This window comes from Pseudodesulfovibrio indicus, assembly GCF_001563225.1.
In the GTDB taxonomy this organism is placed as follows: domain Bacteria; phylum Desulfobacterota; class Desulfovibrionia; order Desulfovibrionales; family Desulfovibrionaceae; genus Pseudodesulfovibrio; species Pseudodesulfovibrio indicus.
In genome coordinates, this window is the sequence record NZ_CP014206.1 from 112274 (window position 1) to 136145 (window position 23872).

Genomic DNA, 23872 nt, shown 5'->3' on the forward strand with positions numbered 1-23872 from the left:
CACCGCCTATTCGGGGAAGTAGAGGACGGCGTAGATCTCCGCCTTTTCCTCTCCGGCACAGGCCACGTTGTGCGGCACGATGGAATTGAAATAGACCGAGTCGCCCGCTTCGAGGATCTGCTCCTCATGGCCGTAGCGGATGCGCAGCTTGCCGGAGTGGACCACGATGAACTCCTCGCCCTCGTGGGAGGACAGGGCCTCGTCCTTGGCGGACTCCGGCATCAGCTCGATGAAGAACGGCTCCATGTGCCGGTCGGTCTTGCCCTTGCCCAGAGAGTGGAAAATGAGGCCCGCTTCCTTCCCGTCGGGATGCATGACCAGTTCCTCCTCGCGCTCTTCGAGACGGGTGATGAGCGGATCGCTGGATACGTGGTCGTCCATGAAGGTGCCGAGCCGAACTCCTAGGGCGCGCGCGAGCTTCACCAGGGGCCGCAGCGAAGGATACATATCCTCCTCTTCCACGGCGCGGATGAAGTCCTCGGACAGGGTGGTCCTGTTGGCCAGATCTTCAATGCTCAGTTCCTGCTTTTCACGGTAGGCGCGAATCCTGTTGCCGATTGTACTCATTGTTGTTCTCCGTTCTCGATGGCGAAAGCACTTCTGCGGGGCAATGTCCGATGGACCGGCCGCCGCAGGGGCGACGGCCGTCGCTCCTGCCTGTATCGAATATGCGGAGAATTGTCACCATCAAGAGAAACCCGGCCCCCACCGCACCGCACCTGTTGCCTTCGGCCAAGCCCGCGTGTATCTTTGAGTCTCGACCACTATTTTTGCGACCAAGAGGCTGACCGACGTGACCCCCAACGAATTTTCCATTGAGATAACCGCCCCCTCAACCGACCGGAAACGAAGGGAAATCCACCCGGACGTTCAGGTGGAGAAGATTTCCGGAGCGTTCTCCACCCAGTCCGTGTCCCGCGTGGGCACCGGCACCACCCAGCGCAAGGCCATCCAGAAGGCCTACTGGTTCGTGGAGGAGACCGACCCGGACGAGGACGGCAACCGCGTGGTCCTGGTCCAGCCCCTGAACAACAACAATGTGCCTTCAGGCCCCAAAGAGCCCGTCCTGCTGCCCGACTTTCTCGCCAACTACAACCCGGAGCTGGAATACTACCAGACCCAGGTCTACCCGCGCATGCGCGAGCTCAAGGAGACCCTCAAACGCGCCGAGGAGCAGCGGGACCAGGGCGCGCTCTACTCCGCCCAGTTCGAGTTCGAGGCCGCGCTCGACATCGACGAGCGCAACGTCCGGGCCAACTTCGGCCTGGGGCTGACCTACATGGAGCGCGGCGAGACCGAGAAGGCGGGCGACATCTTCAAGCGCGTGGTCACCCTGGACGCGGCCTTTTCCCCGGAGCACAAGCACCTGTTCAACGAGTTCGGCATCAATCTGCGCAAGTCCAAGCTCACTGACCAGGCCGTGGAGTACTACGCCCGCGCCCTGGCCATCTCCGACATGGACGAGAACCTGCACTACAACATCGCCCGCGCCTATTTCGAACGCGGCGACGAAGCGGACTGCCGCGACAGCCTGAAGCGGGCGCTGGAGCTGAACCCGAACATGGAAGTGGCGATCCGGTTCCTCGAATTCCTCGACAAGAAGGACGGCTGACGCCATGTCGCTCGCGCTCAGGCGAGTCTCCTTCGGCTATCCCGGATCCCCGCCCATCCTTGAGGACGCGAGCTACGAGTTCGAATCCGGGGGCTATTATCTCCTGCGCGGCCCGTCCGGGGCGGGCAAATCCACCCTGCTGCGGCTGCTCTGCCGTCTGGAGGAGGCCCAGGAAGGGGCCGTCCTGTTCGAGGACAGGCCCATCACGGACCTGGCCCCGCCCGAACTGCGGCGCAACGTGGCCTACGTCCAGCAGATGCCCAACCTGCTGCCCGGCACGGTGCGCGACAACCTCCTGCTCCCCTTTTCCTTTGCGGCCAACGCCGCCCTGCCGCGCCCCTCGGACGCGGACCTGGCCGGCCGGCTCGACCGGTTCCTGCTCGCCGCCGTCACCCCGGACTCCCAGGCCGACAAGCTCTCCGTGGGCCAGGCCCAGCGCGTCTGCCTGATCCGCTCCCTGCTCCTCTCGCCCAAGGTCCTGCTGCTCGACGAGCCCACCGCCTCCCTGGACGCCAAGTCCGCGGACGTGGTCCTCGACAAGGCGCGCGAACTGGCCGGGGACGGCATGACCGTGATCATGATCTCCCACTCCGAGGCCGTGCCGCCCGGCCTGACCCGCATCCTGTCCATCGAGAACCGGAGGCTCGTCGACCAATGACCCCGCACATCATCGAGATAGGCCCGCTGCAGCTGGTGCTCTGCCTCGGCTTCGTGCTGCTGGCGGGCGTGACCTCCCTGACCCAGCGGCTGGGGCTGGGCCGCGACCTGGCCGTGGGCACGGTGCGCACCTTTGCCCAGCTCTTCCTCATGGGCTATGTGCTCAAGTTCGTGTTCGAGGTGCGCGTGGCGTGGCTGGTGCTGCTCATGTTCACCTTCATGGTGGCCGCCGCCGTGCACACCATCCGGGGACGGGTCAAGGAGCGGTCCGTGCCGTTCGTCCTGCCCGCCTTCGCGTCCATGCTGATCACCTATTCCCTGGTCTCCATTGTGGTCACCGGGGTGGTCGTGGGGGCCAGGCCGTGGTGGACGCCGCAGTACTTCATCCCCCTGGCCGGGATGATCGTGGGCAACTCCATGACCGCCATTTCCATCTGTCTGGACCGGCTCTTTTCCGACTTGCGCGGACGGCGCGGCGAGTTGGAGATGAAACTGGCGCTGGGGGCGGACTACCGCGAGGCCTCAAGGGAGATTTTGGCCGGGGCCGTGCGCGCGGGGATGATTCCGTCCATCAACTCGCTCATGGCGGTGGGGTTGGTTTCGCTCCCCGGCATGATGACCGGGCAGATTCTGTCCGGGACGGACCCGTTGATCGCGATCCGGTATCAGATCGTGGTCATGCTGATGCTGGTGGCGTCGACGGCGTTGGGGGCGTTGGTGGTGAGTAATTTGGTGAGGAAGCGGTGCTTTTCCAAGGGGCAGCAGCTGGTCTTGCGGTAGGTTGTTTTTTGGGGCTGCGGCCCGGCGCTTTTTGGGATGGGGGAGAGCCGTCGCTGGTTGTCCCTTTTTTTGTGCCTCTTGCCGATGAGGGGAGGGAGGGGGCGTTGTTGGATTTGGGGAGAGCCGTCGCTGGCGCTCCTCCAAGTTTTTTTGGAGCCCTCCCGGCGGGGTTCTTTCTTTTCCGGGCGAAAAGAAAGAACCAAAGAAACGCCGGGGGGGGCATCCCCGCCCACAGTTTGGCCGCTGAGAATCCGATCCGCTCGGGGCGGCTCCATCTGATCAAAAGTAGCGTGCGAGTCTCCACGAGAACACCCCTTTTATGGAATACCGAGGAGCCACGGGAGCGGAGCCGCCGCCCCTTCGCGGTCGGCTTCTAGGCGTCCAGAACAGGGCTCGCTCCCTGCTGCTTGACGGTACGAAGGGCGAAGGAAGAGGGGCCTTCGGACGGAACTTCGGGGTAGGAGAGCCACTATTTGAGGCTGCGCCTCAAAGGTGTTCCATGGGAGGGCCTTCGTAAGGTTTGGCGGGGTATGAGAGCCGCTGTTGGGGCTGCGCCCCAAGGCGCTCCGGGGTGCGAAGCTCTGAGGTTTGGGAGTGACGGCTTTTTGAGGCTGCGCCTCAAAGGCGCGAGAGGGGATGGTCTGGAGTTGGCTAGGCCTTCCGCGTTTGCCCTCTTCCATGCGCCCTCTCACGCTGGGACGGTCCTCGTCCGAAGAGCGGTCATTCGGAAACCGGGGCCTAGAGCCTGTTTCAAGCGCCGAAGCGCAGCCCGACTGAGTCTGCCTCGGCAGACAATGCCGTCAGGGCAGCGAAAGGCGCTTACAGGCTCTTGGCCACTGTTTCCGCGCCGCCGCACAGCAAGCGCACTTTTTGCTTACTTTTTGGGGCGCCAGCCAAAAAGTAAGGCGCTGTAAAAGCGCAAAACGACTTCTCGCGACAGGGGCAAACCAGACGCGGACGCGCGGCCTAAACCACCGCGCTCCTCCCTTTTCCTCTCTATCCATAAAAAAAATCCGTACACTCTCCCGCCAAATCCTCGGCCTCCCCGCAAACCACCTCTTCCACACGCCCTCCCACGCTCGGACAATCCCTCGCCCGAAGAGCGGTCATTCGGAAACCGGGGCCTAGAGCCTGTTTCAAGCGCCGAAGCGCAGCCCGACTGAGTCTGCCTCGGCAGACAATGCCGTCAGGGCAGCGGGAGGCGCTTACAGGCTCTTGGCCACTGTTTCCGCGCCGCCGCACCGCAAGCGCACTTTTTGCTTACTTTTTGGGGCGCAAGCCAAAAAGTAAGGCGCTGTAAAAGCGCAAAACGACGTCTCGCGACAGGGGGACATCAGACGCGGACGCGCGGCCAATTCTCCCGAGCTCCTCCCTCCTCCTATCCTTTCTCCATCTCTTCATCCCATAAAAAAGGGGGCGCAATACGCCCCCTTTTTTATGCTTCAAACCGAGCCTTCAGCGATCAGACCAAAAACTTCCCGGTCACGGAATCGGGATTGGCAATGATCTCCTCCGGGGTGCCGGACGCCACAATCCGCCCGCCGTGCTCGCCGCCGCCGGGGCCAAGATCAATAACGTGATCCGAGGCCATGACCACATCCGTGTTGTGCTCGATGACCACCACGGTGGCGTTCTTGTCCACCAGGGCATGCAGCACGCGGATGAGCTTGCCCACCTCGTGCATGTGCAGGCCGGTGGTCGGCTCGTCCAGGATGTAGAGCGCGCCGGGAAGGCTGCGCTTGCCCAGCTCGCGCGAAATCTTGATCCGCTGGGCCTCACCGCCGGACAGGGTGGTGGCGGGCTGGCCCAGCCGCAGGTATTCCAGCCCCACCTCGGCCAGCACGTCCAGCTTGCGCATGAGCGCCGGGTGGTTGGAGAAGAACTCGCGCGCCTGGCGCACGGTCATGTCCAGGACCTCGGAGATGTTCTTGCCCTTGTACTCCACCTCCAGGGTCTGGGCGTTGTACCGCTTGCCCTTGCACGCCTCGCAGGTCACGTACACGTCGGGCAGGAAGTGCATCTCCACCCGGATCTGGCCGTCGCCCTTGCACGCCTCGCACCGCCCGCCCTTGACGTTGAACGAGAACCGGCCGGGCTGGTAGCCGCGCTTGCGGGACTCCTTGGCACCGGCGAAGATCTTTCTGATCTCGTCGAATATCTTGGTGTAGGTGGCCGGGTTGGAGCGCGGGGTGCGGCCGATGGGCGACTGGTCGATGGAGATGACCTTCTCGATCTTGTCCAGCCCCTCGATGCCGCCGATCTTTCCGGGATCGTTGGCCTTCTGGCCGCGATGCAGGAGCAGGTGCTTGTACAGGGAATCCATGACCAGGGAAGACTTGCCCGAGCCGGACACGCCGGTCACGCAGGTCATGGTCTTGAGCGGGAAGGACACGTCCAGGCTCTTGAGGTTGTTGGTCTTCACGCCCTTGAGGACGATCTCCCCCTTGGCCTTGCGCCGCTTCTCCGGGGGCGCGATGAACAGGTCGCCGCGCAGATACTTGCCGGTCAGGGAGTCCGCCTTGAGCAGGTCGTCGACCTTGCCCTGGAACACGATTTCGCCGCCGAGCCAGCCCGAGCTGGGGCCGATCTCGATGACGTGGTCCGCCTCGCGGATGGTCGGCTCGTCGTGCTCCACCACGAGCACGGTGTTGCCCCGGCTCTGCAGGGAGCGCAGGGTGTCCAGGAGCCGCTGGTTGTCGCGCGGGTGCAGGCCGATGGACGGCTCGTCCAGCACGTAGGTCACGCCCACCAGGCCGGACCCCAGCTGGGAGGCCAGCCGGATGCGCTGGGCCTCGCCGCCGGACAGGGTGGCCATGTTCCGGCCGAGCGAAAGGTACTCCAACCCCACGTTGACCATGAAGCCGAGCCGGTGGGTCAGTTCCTTGAGCAGCGGCTCGGAGATGAGCGTGTCGTGGCCGGAGAATTCGAGCCCCTGAAGCCATTCCAGGGCGCGCTGGATGGACATGGAGGTGAACTCGACCATGTTCTTGTCCGCAACGCGCACGGCCAGCGCCTCGGGCTTGAGCCGCGCGCCGTTGCAGGACGGGCAGGGCCGCGACTGCTGAAACCGGGCGGTCCAGTGATCCCAGACGCCGGACTGCTGCTGGCCGTATTCCAGGATGGGGACCACGCCGGGCCAGCCCGTCTCGCGGTCGCCGTAGAACAGCGCGGACCATGCCTCGGTGGAAAAATCGGCCAGCGGGGTGTCCATGGTGAAGCCGTGCTGCTTGCCGAGCTTCTTGAGCTGCGGGCCATACTGGCGCTGGCGGGTGGCGTTGTTCCAGGGGATCACGCCGCCCTCGTCCAGGGACAAGCCCTTGTTGGGCGCGATAAGGTCCGGCTCGAAATACTCCACGGAGCCGATGCCGTTGCAGGTCTCGCACGCGCCCTGGGGCGAGTTGAAGGAGAAGAGCTGCGGGGTCAGCCGGGGCATGGAAATCTTGCACGACGGGCAGGTGGACAGGGTGGACATGACGGTGTCGCCCGCCTTGTCGCCGCCGACCACGGACAGGATGAGCCGCTCGTCCCCCTTGTCCAGGGCCAGTTCCACCGAGTCGGCCAGCCGCTTCTTGATGCCCTCCTTGAGGACCAGCCGGTCCACCACCAGGTCGATGGTGTGCTTCTTGTTCTTCTCCAGTTCCGGGACCTCGTCCAGGGAGTACAGCTCGCCGCCCACGCGCACGCGCACGAAGCCGTCCTTCTTGAGCTTGGCGAAGAGGTCCTTGTGGGTCCCCTTCTGGTGCTCGACCAGCGGGGCCAGGATCATGAACCGGGCGCCCTCCTCCATGGCCAGGATGCGCTCCACGATCTCGTCCGTGGTCTGGGCCTCGATGGGCTTGCCGCAGGACGGGCAGTAGAACTTGCCGAGCCGCGCGAAGAACACGCGCAGAAAGTCGTAGACCTCGGTCACCGTGCCCACGGTGGAGCGCGGGTTGCGGGTGGCGGTCTGCTGTTCCAGCGAGATGGCCGGGGACAGCCCCTCGACCTTGTCCACGTCCGGCTTGTCCATCTGGGGCAGAAACTGGCGGGCGTAGGCGGAAAGGGATTCGACGTAGCGGCGCTGGCCCTCGGCGTAGACGATGTCGAACGCCAGCGTGGACTTGCCCGACCCGGACGGGCCGCAGATCACCACCAGCTGTTCGCGGGGGATGTCCAGGGTCAGGTCCTTGAGGTTGTGGTGCCGGGCGCCTTCTATATGGATGGACTTGATGTCGGAGGTCTTGTTCATCATCGCATGGTAACCATTCCTGACGGCTTGGCAAGCGGCGTGATCGAAATGTGGAGAAGGGCTGAAACATGGGGTATTCCAACACGGTTGACGGGATGCCTGTTCCCTGAAAAAGTACTCAAATGGCGAACCACGGCACCCTTGGCGCGCTGCTCGGGTTGCTCGCGCAACTGGAACAGGCGGCCTACGACTTCTACCGGCAACTGCGGGACAACCACCGCGCCGACCGGGAACTTTCCGATATCCTTGCGGACATCATGGCCGACGAGGTGCATCATGCTCGCGCCGTGCAGGAAATCACCGATTCCCTGCCCGCCTACCGCCTCGAATCGCCCGTGCCGGGGAACATCATCCGCCAGCTGGAGGAGACCCTGGCCTACGTGCGCTCCAAGGGCGACAAGACCTTCGAATCCGGGGACGACATCTGTACCGCCATAGAGCGAATGGAAGCCCTGGAGTTCGACGTGGTGCTGTCCTTCGTCAGCGTCTCGGAGATCCAGTTCGAGTTCACCCGCAACTACCTCCGGAACCAGTCCGTGGAGCACACCAACAAGATCTACCGCCTGCAGCGGTGCTTCGACTGATCCGCCCATCCTTTACAGCCCGGCCCCGGGCGGGTATATACGATACAGTAAAGAGATAAAGCCAAACCCGCCGCGAGGCGGGGACGGAAAGCCACGGGCCTCACGCAGGCGGCCGGGTTGCCTGGGTTGTCGGCCCATCACCCTCCCGCCCCCGTATTTCCGCCAGGAGAACGCATGGGCAGCATGCCTACCGCCGGAAACGGCGCAGATAACGGAACCCAATCCAAAGACGTCCTGGTCAAGGTGTCGCCGTACATGGTCATCCCCTCCAGGGTCGGCGGGTTTTCGCTGTACCTGAAACAGGACGGCAAGCTGGTCCTGTACGCGGAGAAGGGCGAACTGTTCACGGACGAGCACAAGCAGCGGCTCGCCCTGCTCGGCGTGGAGCATCTCTACGTCCGGGGGACGGACTACGCCAGCTTCGCCACCTATCTTCAGGACAACATCCTGGACCTGCTCGAAGATGAGTCCATCCCGGTGGGCGAGCGCGCCCGCGCCTGGAACGACGCCACCGTGTCCGTGGCCCGCGAGGCGTTCGACCGCTCCCTGCCCTCGCCCATCGACAAGCGGCAGTTCAAGCGCATCCGCAAGCTGATCGCCGATTCCCTCAAGTTCCTGGCCCGGGACGACGCCCTCAAGGAGCTGGCCCGATTCATCCGCGACGGGGACGAGCAGTTCCGCCACGGTATCGCGGTCATGGTCCTGACCGTGACCACTCTGTGCTCGTTCATAAAGGAGGACTCGGATTTGCTCGTGTCCGTGGGCATGGGGGCGATCCTGCACGACATCGGCAAGTTGGAGTTGCCCCAGGAGATTTTCACCAAGAAGTTCGATAATCTGAGCCGGGCCGACAAGGATTTGGTCAAGTCGCACCCCGCCCTGGGGGTGAGTTTGTGCTCATCGCTGCCGCTGCCGCAGGAGACGTTGCAGTGCATCCTTTTTCATCACGAGCGGGAGGACGGGACCGGGTATCCGTCCGGGTCCACCGGGGCCATGTTGCCGTCGTATGTGAAGGTGTTGTCCCTTTGCAATTTGTACGACAATCTCACGCGGGGGCGGGAGGGACGGCGGATGACGCCGTATGAGGCGTTGACGCACATAAAATCGTTGCGGAGCGCTTTTGATAAAGACATGTTGCGGCGGTTGATCACGGTTTTGGCGAAGGCGGATTTAACGTCTTGATATTTGTTTTTTTGGAGAAAGTGGGAAGGAGGAGCACCTTGGTGGGGCTCCTCCTTTTTTTGGGCAGGAGGGGGAAAGAAGAGAAAGAGCCGTCGCTGACGCTCCTCCAAGTTTTTTTGGAGCCCTCCCGGCGGGGTTCTTTCTTTTCCGGGCGAAAAGAAAGAACCAAAGAAACGCCGGGGGGGGCATCCCCGCCCACAGTTTGGCCGCTGAGAATCCGATCCGCTCGGGGCGGCTCCATCTGATCAAAAGTAGAGTGCGAGTCTCCACGTAAACGCACCTTTTAAGGGACACCGAGGTGCCACGGGAGCGGAGCCGCCGCCCCTTCGCGGTCGGCTTCTAGGCGTCCAGAACAGGGCTCGCTCCCTGCGTCCAGACGGAACGCCGTGCGAAGGAAGAGGGCCTTTGAACGGGACTTCGGGGTAGGAGAGCCACTGTTTGAGGCTGCGCCTCAAAGGTGTTCCAGGGGAGGGCCTTCGATCGGAGCGGCGGGGTATGAAAGCCGCTGTTTGGGGCTGTGCCCCAAAGACACTCCAGGGGAGGTCCGTTGGGCGAGGGTTGGGTGATGAGAGCCGTTGTTGGGGCTGCGCCCCAAGGCGCTCCGGGGTGCTAAGGGTCGAGGTTTAGAGGTGACGGCTGTTTGAGGCTGCGCCTCAAAAGCGCGAGAGGGGGTGGTTTGGAGTTGAATCGGCCAGGGCGTGTTTCACCTCTTTCGCCGTCCCTCTCGTGCGCGGAGATCATTGCCGCGCTACTCCCTCTTGTGCTTTACCCCCCCCCCACGCTCGGACGGTCCCGGCCCGAAGAGCGGTCATTCGGAAACCGGGGCCTAGAGCCTGTTTCAAGCGCCGAAGCACAGCCCGACTGAGTCTGCCTCGGCAGACATGCCGTCAGGGCAGCGGGAGGCGCTTACAGGCTCTTGGCCACTGTTTTCGCGCAGCCGCACCGCAAGCGCACTTTTTGCTTACTTTTTGGGGCGCCAGCCAAAAAGTAAGGCGCTGTAAAAGCGCAAAACGACTCATCGCGACAGGGGGACACCAGACGCGGACGCGCGGACGTCATTGCCGCGCTCCTCCCTCTTCCTCTCATCCATAAAAAGAAATCCGTACACTCTCCCGCCAAGTCCCCAGCCTCCCCGCAACCTTCCTCTTCCCCACGCTCTCCCACACTCGGACAATCCCCCGCCCGAAGAGCGGTCATTCGGAAACCGGGGCCTAGAGCCTGTTTCAAGCGCCGAAGCACAGCCCGACTGAGTCTGCCTCGGCAGACATGCCGTCAGGGCAGCGAAAGGCGCTTACAGGCTCTTGGCCACTGTTTTCGCGCCGCCGCACCGCAGCGCACTTTTTGCTTACTTTTTGGGGCGCCAGCCAAAAAGTATGGCGCTGTAAAAGCGCAAAACGGTCTACCGCAACAGGCAAAACCCCAGACGCGGACGCGCGGACACCCCTCCCGCGCTCCTTCATCCTCCCACAAATCCAAAGGGGGGTCCGAAGGCCAACTACAGTGAATCCAGATAATCGAGCTTGGCCAGGAGATCGGCTTCGAGCAGGGCTTGCTCGGCCCGCATGGCGGCGGCGAGGCCGCTGCGGTCATGCATGGTCTGCATCTTGTACTTGTTGCCCAACGCATTGCCCTCCTGCTGCGGCGAGGTATGGGACGCCATGCCGGTGCGCTTCTTGTGGCGCACGGCGAGGTGGCCCTGGTGGACCGGAAAGCGGCCCGACTCGCACAGCCGCAGATCGTGTTCGAGGTCGTCGTACTGGGACGGCGAGAGCTGGATGGCGAAATCGCCGGAGTCGAGCAGCGTGGGCGTGCGGAACAGGTGGCAACAGCCGGTGACCGAAGCGCAGGGACGCATGTAGTCGAAATCCCCGCGATCCAGGGTCTGGATATGCAGGTCCGAGAGGCGAAACGGATTGGGGGCCATGCGCGTCAGGTCCGCGCGTTCGGCGGGGTCGAGCAGCAGGTGGCCGTCCGCGCTCTGGATGAGCAGCGGGTTGGCGTGGTCCACGACCTTGCACCCCCAGACGCCCGCCTCGGGGTAACGCTCCACGGCCGCGCCGAATCTCGGCAGCCAGTCGGCGGGCAGCTCCACGTCGTCGTCCAGGTAGCAGATGAAGTCGTGCGCCCGGACCGCGTCCAGGTGCAGCAGCCAGTTGCGCGCGGCGGCGGCCCCGATGTTCACCGGCAGGGAGACCACCGTGTACCGCCCCTCCCCCAGAGTGTCCGCAAAGTGCGGCCGCCAGCGGGCCAGGAGCTCCGGGGTGCGGTCCGTGGACCCGTTGTCCAGGACGAAGATCGAGGCCCCCGCGAGATCGGAGGCGAGCAGCGACCCCAGGGTCTCGTCCAGCTCGTCCGCCTTGTTCCAGGAATAGAGCAGCACGGCCACGGTGCCGTCAAGCGGGGCGCGCCGGTCGGCCAGGCCGCAGGCCGCATCGTGGGCGCGCAGCAGGAGATTCGTGTCCCATGGCGCGGTGCGCGCGCCCAGCAGCAGGGTTTCGGCGTCCGGCTTTGCGGGCGGGTCGAAACAGGCGCGGGCCAGGGCCAAGGCTTCGGACAAGGGCGCGGCCACCGCGTCCGGGCCGCCCTCCAGGGCGCGGAACACGAAGGCCGGGTCGTTCCACACGGTCCCCACGGTCACGGCCTGCTCGCGCCAGAACAGGTTGCCCGGCTCGTCCTTCATGGCCCGGGTGAGAAATGCTCCGATGCGCTCGAAGTCGCGTTCGGCCATGAGTTCGAGAAAACCGGCCACGCCCGAAGGTCCATCGGGCCGCCGCCAGTGGTCGGCCACGGTGCGCAGCCGGGCAGCTGTTTGAGGATCGAGGAGCGACCGAGCGGCTTCGAGGGACAGCAACTCCCCGGCCAGCCCGCCGTCCAGGGGACGCTCGGAGACGACCTTGCCGAGGGCGGCCCCGGCCGTGGGCAACAGGTCGTCGCGCCCGGCGCGCAGGCAGCGTCCGGCAACGTCCAGGAGCTGGGTCTTGCCCGTGAACCCGAGCCGCAGCGCAACCCTGATCTCCTCGGGCAGCCCGCGCCGGAACGCGGCCAGGGACGGGACCGGGTGCGCGGGGCCGGGCATGGCCTACGCCTCCCCTTGTTCGGGAGCCCGGGGTGTGGCGGCGGCTTCGACGGCCAGCGGCTCGAACAGCCGCTCGCCCATGTAGGCGCGCATCAGGTTGCGCCCCTTGACCTCCGGGGTGAGCAGGACGCGCACCACCCTGCGGCCCGCCAGCCCCATGTCGAAGCGGCGGAGGGGGTCCTCGGCCAGCTCGCGCATGCGCGCGGCCAAACACTCGGCGTCCTCGCCGGCGCAGAGAAAGCCGTTCACGCCGTCGCGGACCACCTCCGGGATGCCGCCCACACGGGTGCACACGGCAGGCACGCCCAGGTCGAACCCTTCGAGCAGGGTGTTGGGCAGGGATTCCTTGCGCGACGGGATGACCTGCACGTCGGCGAATTGCAGCTCGTCCAGGACCTCCGCATGGCTGATCTCGCCCGCGTTGCGGAACCGCTCGGCCACGGCCGGGGTGAGCACGCCCTCGAACCGGTCGAGCTTCTCGTCCGGCACGCCCACGGCCACGAACTCCAGGTCCCTGGCCCCGCCTTGGCAGAGCAGGTCGGCGGCCCGAAGGTAGACGTCGAACCCCTTCACCTCGGCGGAGTTGCCGATGTAGATGAACCGCGTGCCCCGCTTCTTGCGCTGCCTGGGCTCGCCGAAATCCGGCCCGGCATAGGCGTTGTAGACCACGTTCAGGCGCTTGTTCCCCACCCAGTATTTGCGCATGACCTCGGCGCACTGGGCGGAGTTGGCGATGACCCCGTTCGACAGGGCGGTCCACAGAAAGAAGACCGAGTTGGGCCTGGAGATGACCCCCCGGTTGATGAACAGCTTGTTGCGCGCGCCCATGAGCCGGGCCAGCACGCCCATCTTGTACGCCCGGTTGTGGAAGGTGTGGACCACGTCGATGGACTTGTCGGCCACCAGCCGCTTGAGGAATTTCCCGGCCTTGACGTACTTGCGGAACCCGGTGAACGGGATGACCTCGACATCGATGCCTTCCAGGGCCGAGTGGATGGCGGACTCGGGGTCGAGCAGGGCGTAGACCTTCATGCCCATATCGCCCATGGCCTTGATGTTGTTGACCATCTGGCGGCTGCCGCCGGACAGCTTGTCCGAGTCCGTGGCGTAGAGCACGGTGTTGATCTCCGGCTTCTTGCGGAACTTCTTGAAGAACACGCGGGCCAGGGGCGCGGTGCCGTACATGTTCAGCCGCGTCTGGACCCACTTGCCGTCCTTCTTGGCGGCCACGCCCAGCCGGTTGAACCGGAAGGGATCGGTACCGCGCGTGTTCGCCCCGCGCTCCAGGGTGAACGCGCCCGCGAACCCCGCATCCTTGAGCTCGGCCTCGGCCCGCGGCTCGAACTGGCCCCACGGCCAGCAGAACAGCTGCTCGTCCAGCCCGTTCAGGGCGCGGATGCGCTCCATGCTCCGCTTGAAGTCGCGGCGGCAGAACTCCAGCCGCTCGGCCTCGGACCGCTTGGTGAAGCGCGGCCCGGCCAGCCCCTCGAACTTGGGCCAGAACCCGTCGTAGACGTAGGCGCTGCCCGCCTTGTAGGTCTGCCACGCCGGGTTGTGGCCGGGGTAGATGGACCAGCCGCCCCAGTGGGTGCCCTTGACGCCGAGCGGACCGCGCGGGGTCAGGTCCAGGAACGCGGCCTGGTGGCGGCAGCCGTGGGCGAAGACCTCCATGCCCTGGTCGAGCATGGCCATGATCTCCGACTCGTTGATGAACTGGGAAAAATCGCCGTCCACGAAGGCGGCCCGGAAGACCTGCTTCATGTGCAGCATCTCCGGCGCGGTCTGCGGGGTGCGCACCTCGCCCGCCACGGTGAAGTCGGTCAGGGCGAAGAAGGTGCCGGTCATGTCCCGCTTGATCAACTCCGGGACCACGGTCAGCCAGTTGGACAGGTGGCCGTCGTCGAAGGTCAGGACCAGGGATTTCCCGGGGGCTTTGCGCTCGCCGCGCGCCACGGCCAGCAGGTCGCGGGCCGAGATGGTCCGCCAGCCCGCGTCGCGGATGGCGTCCAGGTGCTCGCGAAACATGGCGGGCGTGTGCCCGTTCACGTCGGACACGTTGTGGTAGCAGAGGACGGGTATGGATGTGCTGATCATGTGTTGTTCTCGTTTGCTCTCAGGCCTCCGAGAAGTAGCAGATGGCCGGAACCAGGGCAAGAAAGGATGGACGCGGCGAGGTCGATGCCGGTCCGGCTCACGGCTGTCCCGGCCCGTGGTTCAGGACCTCTTGGGGCACGTCCTGCGGCACCTTGTCCGGGCAGATGGCCATGAGCTTGGCGCGGACCTCGGGCCAGTCCCTTCCCACGACGTGGAATCCCGGAGGGTTCAGGGCAACCGTTGAATCCCATGAGGTGATGAACGTGCCCCCGCCCCTGATGACAAAAAAACGGTCGCCGCCCCCGGCTCGGGCCTCGTCCCGAGCCGCCATCCGAAAGGCTTCAAAACGGTCGCCGCCTTCCGGAGTCAGGCCGATCCGGCAGACCACGACATATCCGCGTTGCGAGGAAGCGACAGGCTCCTTGTCCAAATCAGGACCAAGGGCCACCATCATTGCTGCGACATCCCCGCACCCCACCTGGAAGGAGCCGTCCGCCTGCGCCGCGGCTGAAAGATTCAGCGCGAGGCAGAGCACTACACAGGCCTTAAGCAATTCAGGGCAATATCCCGTATTCGACATCGTACCGTACCATCGTGTTGTTCGCGCCTTTTTGGATCAGATGAATGCTCCAGAACACGGGCACATCTGTCTCCGCATGGAATTCAAAGGAGACGCTTCCGCCCAGTATATGACTTTGTCGGTCGCCGTCACGGTTTGAAAAAACGTGAACGCCCGAGGCAAGTGCGCCGGTTACGTGGGTGACAGTAACCACCACGGTATCCAAGCCCCAGAACTGATAGACGGCATTGTCCTCATAACCGCTCAAGAATCCGGAAAAATACCGCTTTTCCGGCTTCGCTTCATTCTTCCTGATCTCACTCTTGCAGTTGGGGTGCGGCCGTTCCGGCTCCTCCTTGAATTTGATTCCTTCCATTTCCTTGCACTTTTCGCAAGCGCCGGGCTTGGGATGCACGGTCCGAAAGAAGTGCTTCCCCGGCTCCTCCGGCTCCGGCGTCGGACGGTAGGGAGGGTCGCCGGAAACGGAGCCGCCGCTTTCCCGCGCCTTGCCCGTGGCCCTGGCCGCCATCCGTTTGGGCAGGCCGTATACCAATTGATCCTCTCCGATGCGCCGATCTCTTTCTTTTGCCATGTCGTTTCTCCTGTTGCCCGCAAGGCGGGACGGTTTTGGAAGAAACCGTACCACGGCTTTTCCGGAAAACAGGGGATCGGAAAAGAATGTAGGAGAAAGACAGCCGAACGGTGCAAAAAAACAATTTGACGGGGCTTCGGTCCGTCTCCTTGCCCGCCGCCCGCCAAGCGCGCGAACCTCTTGTAAACTTTCCGTGTTGCCGTTAATAGAAAGGACCATGACGGCCAGAACAGTCCTTTTCATCGCGGAGCCGCAGTCCGTTACCGCCATCTTCCCCACCTTGCAGAAGGCGGGGCTGCAGGCCGGTCTGGCCGACAACGTCAACGGCGCCCTGGGGTTCATCAAGAAATCCCACCCCTGCCTGGTGTTCTGCCGCCCGGAGCTGCAGGGGTTCGACGCCAAGGGGTTCCTGCGCAAGGCCGCCGAGACCGAGGGGTTCCCGCCCGTGGTCATCTTCTCGGCAGCGGGCAGCGCGGAACAGGCAACGGAATACCTGGAGCTCGGCGCGCGGGACTACTGGATCGAGCCGTTGGTCTGGGAAAAGATCCGGCTGGTCCTGCCGGACGAAGAACCCGAGCAGGAGCCGGAACCCGCGCCCTGCCCGCCCCGGTCTGCGCCCGCATCGGCCCCCTCCCCGTCCGTCGGCGGCTCCGGCGGCAGCAAATTTCAGATCATCGGGCGGCACACCGCCGTGCTGCGCGTGCTGGCACTGGCCAAGCAGGTGGCCGGGTCCAAGGCCACGGTGCTCATCTCCGGCGAGTCCGGCACCGGCAAGGAGATGTTCGCCCGCTACCTGCACCACAATTCCGACCGCGCGGACAAGCCGTTCGTGGCCATCAACTGCGCGGCCCTGCCCGAGCACCTGCTGGAGTCCGAGCTGTTCGGCCACGAAAAGGGCGCGTTCACCGGGGCCATCCAGCGCAAGCTCGGCAAGTTCGAGCTGGCCGACGGCGGGACCATCCTCCTGGACGAGATCACCGAGATGGACCTCGGCCTCCAGGCCAAGCTCCTGCGCGTGCTTCAGGAATCGGAGTTCGACCGCGTGGGCGGCGTGGAGACGGTCAGGATCGACGTCCGCGTGCTGGCCACCACCAACCGGCGCATCGAGGACACGGTCAAGGAAGGCAAGTTCCGCCAGGACCTCTATTACCGGCTGAACGTCATCCCGCTCGCCCTGCCCGCTCTCAAGGACCGGGGCGACGACGTGCTGCTGCTGGCCGAGTTCTTCACCAACAAGTTCACCGCGGCCTACGGGCTGGGCAAGCTCGCCTTCACCGACGAGGCCAAAAAATGGCTCATGGGCTACGACTGGCCCGGCAACGTCCGCGAATTGCAGAACCTCATGGAGCGCGCCGTGCTCCTGGCGGGTCAGGGGCCCATCCGCCCGCGCCACTTCCTCATGGGCGACGAGCAGTGGACCCCGGACGACCTCGCGGACATCGACGCCGACCAGCAGGCCGCATGCGAGGCCGCGCCCCCGTCCACCCCGGACGAGGCCATGTCGGTCATGCCGCTGCACGAGATGGAAAAGCGGCTCATTCTCAAGAGCCTGGAAGAGACCACCGGCAACCGCACCCGCGCCGCCGAGCTGCTCGGCATCTCCGTGCGTACCCTGCGCAACAAGCTCAACGAGTACAAGAAGCAGGGACTGGACGTTTAGCCGTCAGCGGTCTTTTCGGCGATAGACCTTGAAGCCGGTCCAGGTCTCGGCGGGCACGGTGCCGCCCCCGGCCAGCACGGCCAGGTAGCGGTAGCACAGCCGCCCCATCTCCTCGAAATCCAGCCCGATATTGACGTGGCTGAGCCCCTTGCGGAACAGCGCCAGTTGCGTGGGATGCGCCCCGGCGAAGATCACTATCTTGGTCCCGTCGTCCAGTTGCCTCATGTGGCGGCGGATGAGCTGCTCGTACCCGTCGCTCATCTGCGCCCACCAACCCACCGAGACGATGACGTCCACCGCCGGGTCCTCCAGCAGCGCCTGGAGCTGCTCCAGAGCCTGGGGATAGCTGTCCCGGCAGGGCAGCGGCGAGCGCGGGTCCAGCCGCCACCCGCAGGCCTCCCGGCCCAGGTCGAGGACCTCCCCCAGCCCCTGGATGCGGTCGTTCAGGTTGGTGTCGTCCAAGCCGCCGGTCATCACCGCCACGGTCCCGCCGGAGGGCCGCAGCCGGATGGTTTCGCGCCCCAGCACCCTGCCCAGCTCCACGTTGTCCGTGCCGATATATCCGGTCCGCAGCCCCCGGTATTTCTCGGTGAAATCGGAGTCGAAGGTGACCACCGGAACCCGGTCGCGGGCCACGTCCCTGAAGGAATTTTCCGCCAGATAGCGGCTGCGAAGGACCGAGATGGCCAGCCCGTCCGGCTTTCGGCGGAGCGCTTCCCGCACCGCCCTGTCCTGCAACCGAAAGTGCGCCTTGCCTTCGCCGCCCGTCAGGATCACGCGGTCGCCGTTGCGGCGGGCTTCCTCGCGGGCTGCGTCGTAGACGCGGTGGTAGTTGGCGTCCGAGACCGACTTGGCCACGATGACGTAGAGTTGTCTTTCGGCGCGGGCCGGGACGGCCGGAGACAGAAACGCGGCCAGGAGTAGGCACAGGAGCAGGCCGGCGCTCGACGTTCGCATACGCAATATAGACTTTCTGTCGACCATGGGGAGAATGTACGCCTGCGGGGAGGGGGGTTACATTATTATTGGTGGTGGGGTGGGAGCTGTTTTTTGATCAGAGGAAGGAGGAGGGGAGAGCCGTCGCGCACCCCGCTCCAGAAGCGGTGTCGTCCGTCGTTCATGCCTTTTCTCCGTCTGGCGTGGGTACTGCCGAGCGCGGCGCGGGATCAACGCATTAATTGTCCGGCATACATTCGCGGCGCTGGACTTTTCCCGGTAAATGACGGGATACTCAACACCATGAAAACCAAAGAAACCTACCGTTGCGCCGCGTGCGGCGCACAGTCCCCGCGCTGGCAGGGCCAGTGCCCCTCCTGCAAGGAATGGAACACCCTCGAAACCGTGACCGTGACCAAGCGGACCTCGGCCCCGGTGGGCGCCGCCGCCTCCCAATCCTCGCCGCAGCTCCTCGAAGGGCTGGAGAGCGAGCACCTGGGCGCCCGCCCGTCCGGGCTGCCCTCCCTGGACGAACTGCTCGGGGCCGGACTGGTGCCGGGCGCGGCCATCCTGGTGGGCGGCGAGCCGGGCATCGGCAAGTCCACCCTGCTCCTTCAGCTGGCGGGCAGCCAGGCGCGGCTTGGCCACACCGCCGTGTACCTCTCCGGCGAGGAATCCCTGCCCCAGCTCAAGGCGCGCGCCGACCGCCTGGGGCTGCTCGGCCCCGGCCTGCTCGCCCTGGCCACCAACAAGGTGGAGGACGCCCTGGCCGTGCTCGAAGGGCACGAGCCGCCGGAACTGCTCATCGTGGACTCGGTGCAGACCCTGGCCTCGCCCCTGGCCGAGGGCATCCCCGGCTCGGTCTCCCAGGTGCGCGCGGTGTCGAGCGAGCTGGTGGAAAAGACCAAGAAGACCGGCACCACCCTGATCCTGGTGGGCCACGTGACCAAGGACGGCCAGATCGCCGGGCCCAAGCTCCTGGAGCACATGGTCGACACGGTTCTGTACCTGGAGGGCGACCGCAAGCATTTTTCCCGCATCCTGCGCGTGCTCAAGAACCGGTTCGGCCCCAGCGACGAGCTGGTGGTCTTCACCATGAAGGAACGCGGCCTGGAGGTGGTGGAGGACCCGGCGACCTTCTTCCTGGGCGCGCGGGACCCGTCCCTGTCCGGCACGGCCATGGCCATGGCCGTGGACGGCCAGCGCCCCTTCGCCGTGGAGGTCCAGGCCCTGGTCTCCAAGTCCTTTTTGACCATCCCCCGGCGCACGGCGCTGGGCTTCGACACCAACCGCCTGAACCTGCTCCTGGCGGTGCTCGAAAAGCGGCTGCGGCTGAATCTGAGCGGCCACGACATCTACGCCAAGATCACCGGCGGCCTGGCCTCGCGCGATCCCGGCCTGGACATGGCCGTGGTGGCCTCGGTCATGTCGTCCTTCTACGACCAGCCCCTGCCCGAGTCCTCGGTATTCTGGGGTGAGATCGACTTGAACGGCCAGGTGCGTCCGGTGGCGGCCCACGACGTGAGGCTCAAGCAGGCGGCCCGGCTGGGCCACGACCCGGTCTGCCACTCCGCCACCGCCCCGACCCTGGCGGACCTGCAGCGGCTGCTCTTCGGAAAACGATAGACGCCTTCCCGGCATTACATTTTCTCGAAATAATGGTACCCTCGGCCGTCCCGTGCCATACGGGAGGCACAGAACCGAGACCCCATCCACGGAGGAGACCATGGCTGACATTCTGGATTGGACCAACGCGGACCTGAACCGGCTGGACATGGCCGCTTACGAGGCCCGGGCGGACGAAATGGCCGCGCGGCTCAAGCAGGAGACCGGCGCGGGCAGACTGCCCTTCCTGACCATGCCCTATGAGGCGGAACTCAAGGCGCAGCTCGCGGACCTGGAGGGATTCCTCAAGGGGTTCGACCACATGCTGCTGCTCGGCATCGGCGGCTCGGCACTGGGAGCGCGCGCCCTCCAGAAAGCGTTCCACCCCGGACAGGACCAGCCCGGCCACACGGGGCGCAGCCTGTGGATCGCGGACAACGTGGACGCCTACGCCCTGGCGGCCTACATGGAGAAGCTCCCGCCCGAGAAAACCGTGGTGGTCACGGTCTCCAAGTCCGGCGGGACCATCGAGACCGTGGGCCAGTATTTTATCGTCAAGGAGTGGATGCGCGGCACGCTCGGCGACGACTGGGCGAAACACATGCTCCTGGTGACCGACGAGAAGCAGGGATTCCTGCGCGGCGAGGCCGACGGATTCGGCATCCGGGCGCTGCCCGTGCCGGACAACCTCGGCGGGCGCTACTCCGTGCTCTCCGCCGTGGGTCTCATCCCGGCCCTGTTCCTGGGCATGGATACCGACGCGCTCATGGCGGGCGCGCGCGAGGTCACTGCCGCCCTGGCCGACCCCGGACTGGACGGCGGAAAGCTGGCCGCCCAGAGCGCCTTCCGGCTGGCCGCCTGGGGCGCGGCGCTGATGGACAAGGGGTTTGCCGAGATGATCTTTTTCACCTATATCCCCTTGTGGGCCAGCTTCGGCGACTGGTTCGCCCAGCTGTGGGCCGAATCGCTGGGCAAGGAGGGCAGGGGCAGCCAGCCCGTGCCCGCCGTGGGCGTCACCGACCAGCACTCGGTGAACCAGATGTTCATGGACGGCTTGCGCAACAAGGCGTGCCTGTTCCTGACCTGCCCGAACCTGCCCGCCGGGCCGAAGTTCCCGTCGGACCTGCCCGACCAGTTCGCCTACGTCCGGGGCAAGGACTTCGGCGAGCTGATCCAGGCCGAGGGGCTGGGCACGCGCATGGCCCTTTCGGAGAGCGGCGTCCCCCTGGTGGAGATCCGCCTGGGCGCGGACAGCCCCCGGCAGGCGGGCAAGCTCATCGGGCTGCTCGGCGCGGCCACCATCCTGACCGGCTGGCTCATGGGCATCAACCCCCTGGACCAGCCCGCGGTGGAGCTGGGCAAGCGGCTGGCCAAAGCGCGCATGAACGCGGACGGGCTCGAAAAGGAAAAGGCGGACCTGAACGGTTTCCTCACTGCGGACAGAGATTTACGGGAGTTCTGATTCATTGCCAAACAATCGCGAGGTCAGCAGTAGCAGCCCGCTCCAGTTCGTCAGGGTCATCTCCTGGACCCTGCTGGTCATCATCCTGAGCTTCAGCCTGCTGCTGTCGGTATTCATCTCCAAGTACGCGGAACAGACGCTGCTGGAGAAGCAGGAGGCTTTCGCCCTGCTGCTGGCCGAAAACGTCAGCCACCAGTTGTTCACCCGCTTCGTCATCCCCACGGTGCTGAAGTTCGGGGCCATCCGGCTGCGCAACGAAGACCAGTACAACGTCATGGACCAGGTGGTCCGCTCCACCATCCACAGCTTCCACGTCTCCACCCTGCGCATCTACGACGCGGACGGCAACATCACCTATTCACTGAACAGGGACGAGCTCGGCGACGACGACGAAGCGGACTACATGGTCACCAAGACCTGGGAGACCCAGGACTTCAGCGCCGAAATCCTGTCCAAGGTGTCCAAGCTCGCCTCCCTGTTCCGGATCAACCTCGATCCGGGTTCCATGGTCCTGCGCGCCTACTATCCCCTGCGCGCCGAGCGCAGCCTCACGGACATGGACCGCAACCCGATCATGGGCATCCTCGAATTCCAGCAGGACATCACCGCCGACTACCTGGCCATGCTCAACTTCGAGCGGCTGGTCATCGCCTTCTCCCTGATCACTTCCGTGGTCCTCTTCTTCCTGGTGCTGACCGTGCTGCGCCGCGCAGAGCGGCTGAGCAACCGGCAGCTGCGCGAGAAGGAACGGCTCATCTTCGAGCTGCAACAGCAGGAGAAGCTGGCGGGCATGGGCCGGATGGTCGCGGGCGTGGCCCACGAGATCCGCAATCCGCTGGGCATCATCTGCTCCAGCTCCGAGCTGATCCTGAAAAAGGCGCGCAAGGAGAACAGCTCCCACACGCGCATCCTGGAGGCCCTGCACGAGGAGGCCAAACGGCTGTCGCGCACGGTGACCGAATTCCTGGACTACGCCCGGCCCAAGAAGCCGAACATGTTCGACGTGGACGTCAAGGCGATCCTGGAGCAGGTGGCCGTGTTCATGGAGCCGGAGTGCGAGAAGCTCGGCGTGACCGTGGACCGCGCCTTTGACGGCGACATGACGGTCAAGGGCGACAAGGACCTGCTCTACCGCGCCTTCTACAACCTGGTGGCCAACGCGCTCCAGGCCATGAACGGGCCGGGCGAGCTGACCATCCGGGCCGCGCGGGGCGAGGAAGGGCTGCACGTGACCATGGTGGACACCGGGCCGGGATTCGCCCCGGAACACCTGGAACACGTGCGCGATCCGTTCTTCACCACCAAGGACCAGGGGACCGGCCTGGGGCTGGCCCTGGTATCGACCATTTTCGAAAGCCACGGCGCGGTCATGGACCTGACCAACGCCGAGGGCGGCGGCGCGCGGGTGGACGTGATCTTCCCGGCGTGACCCATTAGGAGAGTGCGATGTCGAAAGCATGGATAACGGCCAAACATTCGGAATTCGTCCGCGACCTGTTCAAGTTCTTCTGCCAGGCGTGCGACCAACTGGAGCTGCTCTTCGTCAAGTTCGACGAGGACGGCACCGTCGAGTTCGACGTGCTCAAGGACCTGGTGGGCAGCGAGATGAACAAGGGGCTTTTGTGGCGCATGAAGGACACGGCCCACCACGTCTTCCGCAACGACCCCCACTCCCAGCTGGGCGGCAAGTTCCTGGACTGGGCGCTGGGCTACATCTTCCACGAGACCCTGAAGCTCAAGGAGGACGCCTACCAGAAGCAGAACTACGCCCCGTGGTTCCACCGCCTCTACGAAGGCGAGCTGAGCGCCTCGGAAAAGGACGTCACGGATCAGCTCTTCCAGGTCCTGAACCAGACCGAGGAGTCCATGCGCCGCGAGATCGACCGCATCCGGTTCATCATCTCCAAGTGCCGCCAGCTGTTGCCCTACTACCTGCACCGCTACAGCGACAACGTCCTGTTGGCGAGGTACATCTTCTCCCAGAACGAGCTGGTCCGCTCGGTTTTCGCCGACGAGTACGGCGGGCTGATCTTCGCCATCTACGGGGCCGAGCCGGAGCGCATGTACCTGCTGGCCAGCCAGTCCCTGCGGCTGGGCGGATGGGTGGACGAGGCGGCCCACGCGGTGGAAGAGGCCCTGCGCCAGAACCCCACCAGCAAAATGGTGTTGCAAGAAAAGAAAATTATTGATAATTGGTCCGATAGAATACGGAATTGAACCAGCGTCCGGCTGGATGGTTAGAAACGAGATCTTATATGAGGAGGCCGTTAATGAAGAAACTGATTTTGCTCGCAATCTCCCTGTGCCTTGTCTTTGCCTGGGGTTGCTCCAAAAAGGTCCAGACCGAACCCGAAGTGGTCGTGGTCGAGGAAAAGGAAGTCATCGTCGAAGAACAGGCCCCGGCGCCCGTGGTCGATCCCATGGCCGTGTACAAGGCCGAGTACGACGCCCTGCCCGTGACCCACACCGTCACCAAGGGCGAATGCCTGTGGTGGATTTCCGAATACAAGCATATTTACAACGATCCTTTCATGTGGCCCCTGATCTACAAGGCCAACCGTGACAAGATCAACAATCCCGACCTGATCTACCCCGGTCAGCAGTTCGACGTGCCCCGCTACGGCTTCGACCTGGAGGAAGTGAAGGGTTCCCGCAAGGAAGCCGGCGCTCCCTGGAAGGCTCTGGAGCCCGGCCAGGACGCCATCATCCCTGCGGAGATGCGCGCGGCCCTCGGCTACAGCTTCTAAGGCCAGCCCTCACCAGCCATACACGCCCGCCCGTCCGAAAGGATGGGCGGGTTTTTTCGTTTCCGCCGCCCGGATTGGAGCGCAAAAAACGGATAGTC

The 23872-nt window shown here is 64.7% G+C and carries 18 protein-coding genes and 1 riboswitch; of the genes, 11 read left to right on the plus strand and 7 right to left on the minus strand.

Features of this window, described 5'->3' with window-relative positions:
• Positions 1-6: 6 nt before the first annotated feature.
• Positions 7-567 carry a helix-turn-helix domain-containing protein gene (locus AWY79_RS00610; RefSeq protein ID WP_066799095.1) on the minus strand — a complete coding sequence of 187 codons (561 nt, stop codon included), beginning with the start codon at positions 565-567 and terminating at the stop codon, positions 7-9.
• 307 nt (positions 568-874) lie between these two features.
• On the opposite strand from AWY79_RS00610, the gene AWY79_RS00615 reads away from it, so the two are divergent.
• From AWY79_RS00615 to AWY79_RS00625, 3 genes are read left to right on the plus strand one after another with little or no spacing between them, the layout of a single operon-like run.
• A complete protein-coding gene (locus tag AWY79_RS00615) occupies positions 875-1612 on the plus strand; it encodes a tetratricopeptide repeat protein (protein ID WP_233490966.1) in 738 nt (245 codons plus the stop codon).
• Between the two features lie 4 nt (positions 1613-1616).
• Complete coding sequence (locus AWY79_RS00620; RefSeq protein ID WP_066799096.1) at positions 1617-2270, plus strand: ABC transporter ATP-binding protein; 654 nt, start codon at positions 1617-1619, stop codon at positions 2268-2270.
• Positions 2267-3049, plus strand: coding sequence for an ABC transporter permease (locus AWY79_RS00625; protein WP_066799097.1), 783 nt, complete (start codon positions 2267-2269; stop codon positions 3047-3049). Before AWY79_RS00620 ends, AWY79_RS00625 begins: the two co-directional genes overlap by 4 nt.
• A gap of 1462 nt (positions 3050-4511) precedes the next feature.
• On the opposite strand, the gene uvrA is transcribed toward AWY79_RS00625, so the two are convergent.
• Positions 4512-7277, minus strand: coding sequence for an excinuclease ABC subunit UvrA (gene uvrA, locus AWY79_RS00630; RefSeq protein WP_066806880.1), 2766 nt, complete (start codon positions 7275-7277; stop codon positions 4512-4514).
• 122 nt (positions 7278-7399) lie between these two features.
• Here uvrA and AWY79_RS00635 point away from each other — a divergent pair, with 122 nt between their 5' ends.
• Together AWY79_RS00635 and AWY79_RS00640 are read left to right on the plus strand one after the other, a co-directional pair.
• Positions 7400-7861, plus strand: coding sequence for a hypothetical protein (locus AWY79_RS00635; protein WP_066799099.1), 462 nt, complete (start codon positions 7400-7402; stop codon positions 7859-7861).
• 50 nt (positions 7862-7911) lie between these two features.
• Positions 7912-7986, plus strand: a riboswitch (cyclic di-GMP riboswitch).
• A 49-nt stretch (positions 7987-8035) separates the two neighbouring features.
• Positions 8036-9043, plus strand: a complete 1008-nt coding sequence (locus AWY79_RS00640; RefSeq protein ID WP_066799101.1) for an HD-GYP domain-containing protein — start codon at positions 8036-8038, stop codon at positions 9041-9043.
• A gap of 1495 nt (positions 9044-10538) precedes the next feature.
• On the opposite strand, the gene AWY79_RS00645 is transcribed toward AWY79_RS00640, so the two are convergent.
• The 4 genes from AWY79_RS00645 to AWY79_RS00660 all read right to left on the minus strand — a co-directional run bounded on the left by AWY79_RS00645 (position 10539) and on the right by AWY79_RS00660 (position 15364).
• The gene (locus tag AWY79_RS00645; protein ID WP_066799103.1) at positions 10539-12119 is read right to left on the minus strand and encodes a glycosyltransferase family 2 protein; all 1581 of its coding nucleotides are present in this window, start codon (positions 12117-12119) and stop codon (positions 10539-10541) included.
• A 3-nt stretch (positions 12120-12122) separates the two neighbouring features.
• Positions 12123-14213: a glycosyltransferase gene (locus tag AWY79_RS00650; RefSeq protein ID WP_066799105.1), complete on the minus strand. Its 2091-nt coding sequence runs from the start codon at positions 14211-14213 to the stop codon at positions 12123-12125.
• A 97-nt stretch (positions 14214-14310) separates the two neighbouring features.
• Positions 14311-14748 (minus strand): hypothetical protein, encoded by a 438-nt coding sequence (locus AWY79_RS00655; RefSeq protein ID WP_133987489.1) that lies wholly within the window; start codon positions 14746-14748, stop codon positions 14311-14313.
• 19 nt (positions 14749-14767) lie between these two features.
• Positions 14768-15364, minus strand: coding sequence for a hypothetical protein (locus AWY79_RS00660; RefSeq protein ID WP_066799109.1), 597 nt, complete (start codon positions 15362-15364; stop codon positions 14768-14770).
• A gap of 217 nt (positions 15365-15581) precedes the next feature.
• Here AWY79_RS00660 and AWY79_RS00665 point away from each other — a divergent pair, with 217 nt between their 5' ends.
• Entirely contained in the window at positions 15582-17024 is a 1443-nt protein-coding gene (locus AWY79_RS00665; RefSeq protein ID WP_066799111.1) for a sigma-54 dependent transcriptional regulator, read from the plus strand.
• Between the two features lie 3 nt (positions 17025-17027).
• Here AWY79_RS00665 and AWY79_RS00670 read toward each other — a convergent pair whose 3' ends face one another.
• Positions 17028-17981 (minus strand): substrate-binding domain-containing protein, encoded by a 954-nt coding sequence (locus AWY79_RS00670; protein WP_066799112.1) that lies wholly within the window; start codon positions 17979-17981, stop codon positions 17028-17030.
• Positions 17982-18263: 282 nt separating this feature from the next.
• Here AWY79_RS00670 and radA point away from each other — a divergent pair, with 282 nt between their 5' ends.
• The 5 genes from radA to AWY79_RS00695 all read left to right on the plus strand — a co-directional run bounded on the left by radA (position 18264) and on the right by AWY79_RS00695 (position 23774).
• A complete protein-coding gene (radA, locus tag AWY79_RS00675) occupies positions 18264-19586 on the plus strand; it encodes a DNA repair protein RadA (RefSeq protein WP_066799113.1) in 1323 nt (440 codons plus the stop codon).
• Positions 19587-19686: 100 nt separating this feature from the next.
• Positions 19687-21027, plus strand: coding sequence for a glucose-6-phosphate isomerase (locus AWY79_RS00680; RefSeq protein WP_066799114.1), 1341 nt, complete (start codon positions 19687-19689; stop codon positions 21025-21027).
• A 4-nt stretch (positions 21028-21031) separates the two neighbouring features.
• Positions 21032-22456 carry an ATP-binding protein gene (locus tag AWY79_RS00685; RefSeq protein WP_066799115.1) on the plus strand — a complete coding sequence of 475 codons (1425 nt, stop codon included), beginning with the start codon at positions 21032-21034 and terminating at the stop codon, positions 22454-22456.
• A gap of 17 nt (positions 22457-22473) precedes the next feature.
• Entirely contained in the window at positions 22474-23244 is a 771-nt protein-coding gene (locus AWY79_RS00690) for a hypothetical protein (protein ID WP_066799116.1), read from the plus strand.
• A 53-nt stretch (positions 23245-23297) separates the two neighbouring features.
• Entirely contained in the window at positions 23298-23774 is a 477-nt protein-coding gene (locus AWY79_RS00695) for a LysM peptidoglycan-binding domain-containing protein (protein ID WP_066799118.1), read from the plus strand.
• Positions 23775-23872 lie beyond the last annotated feature (98 nt).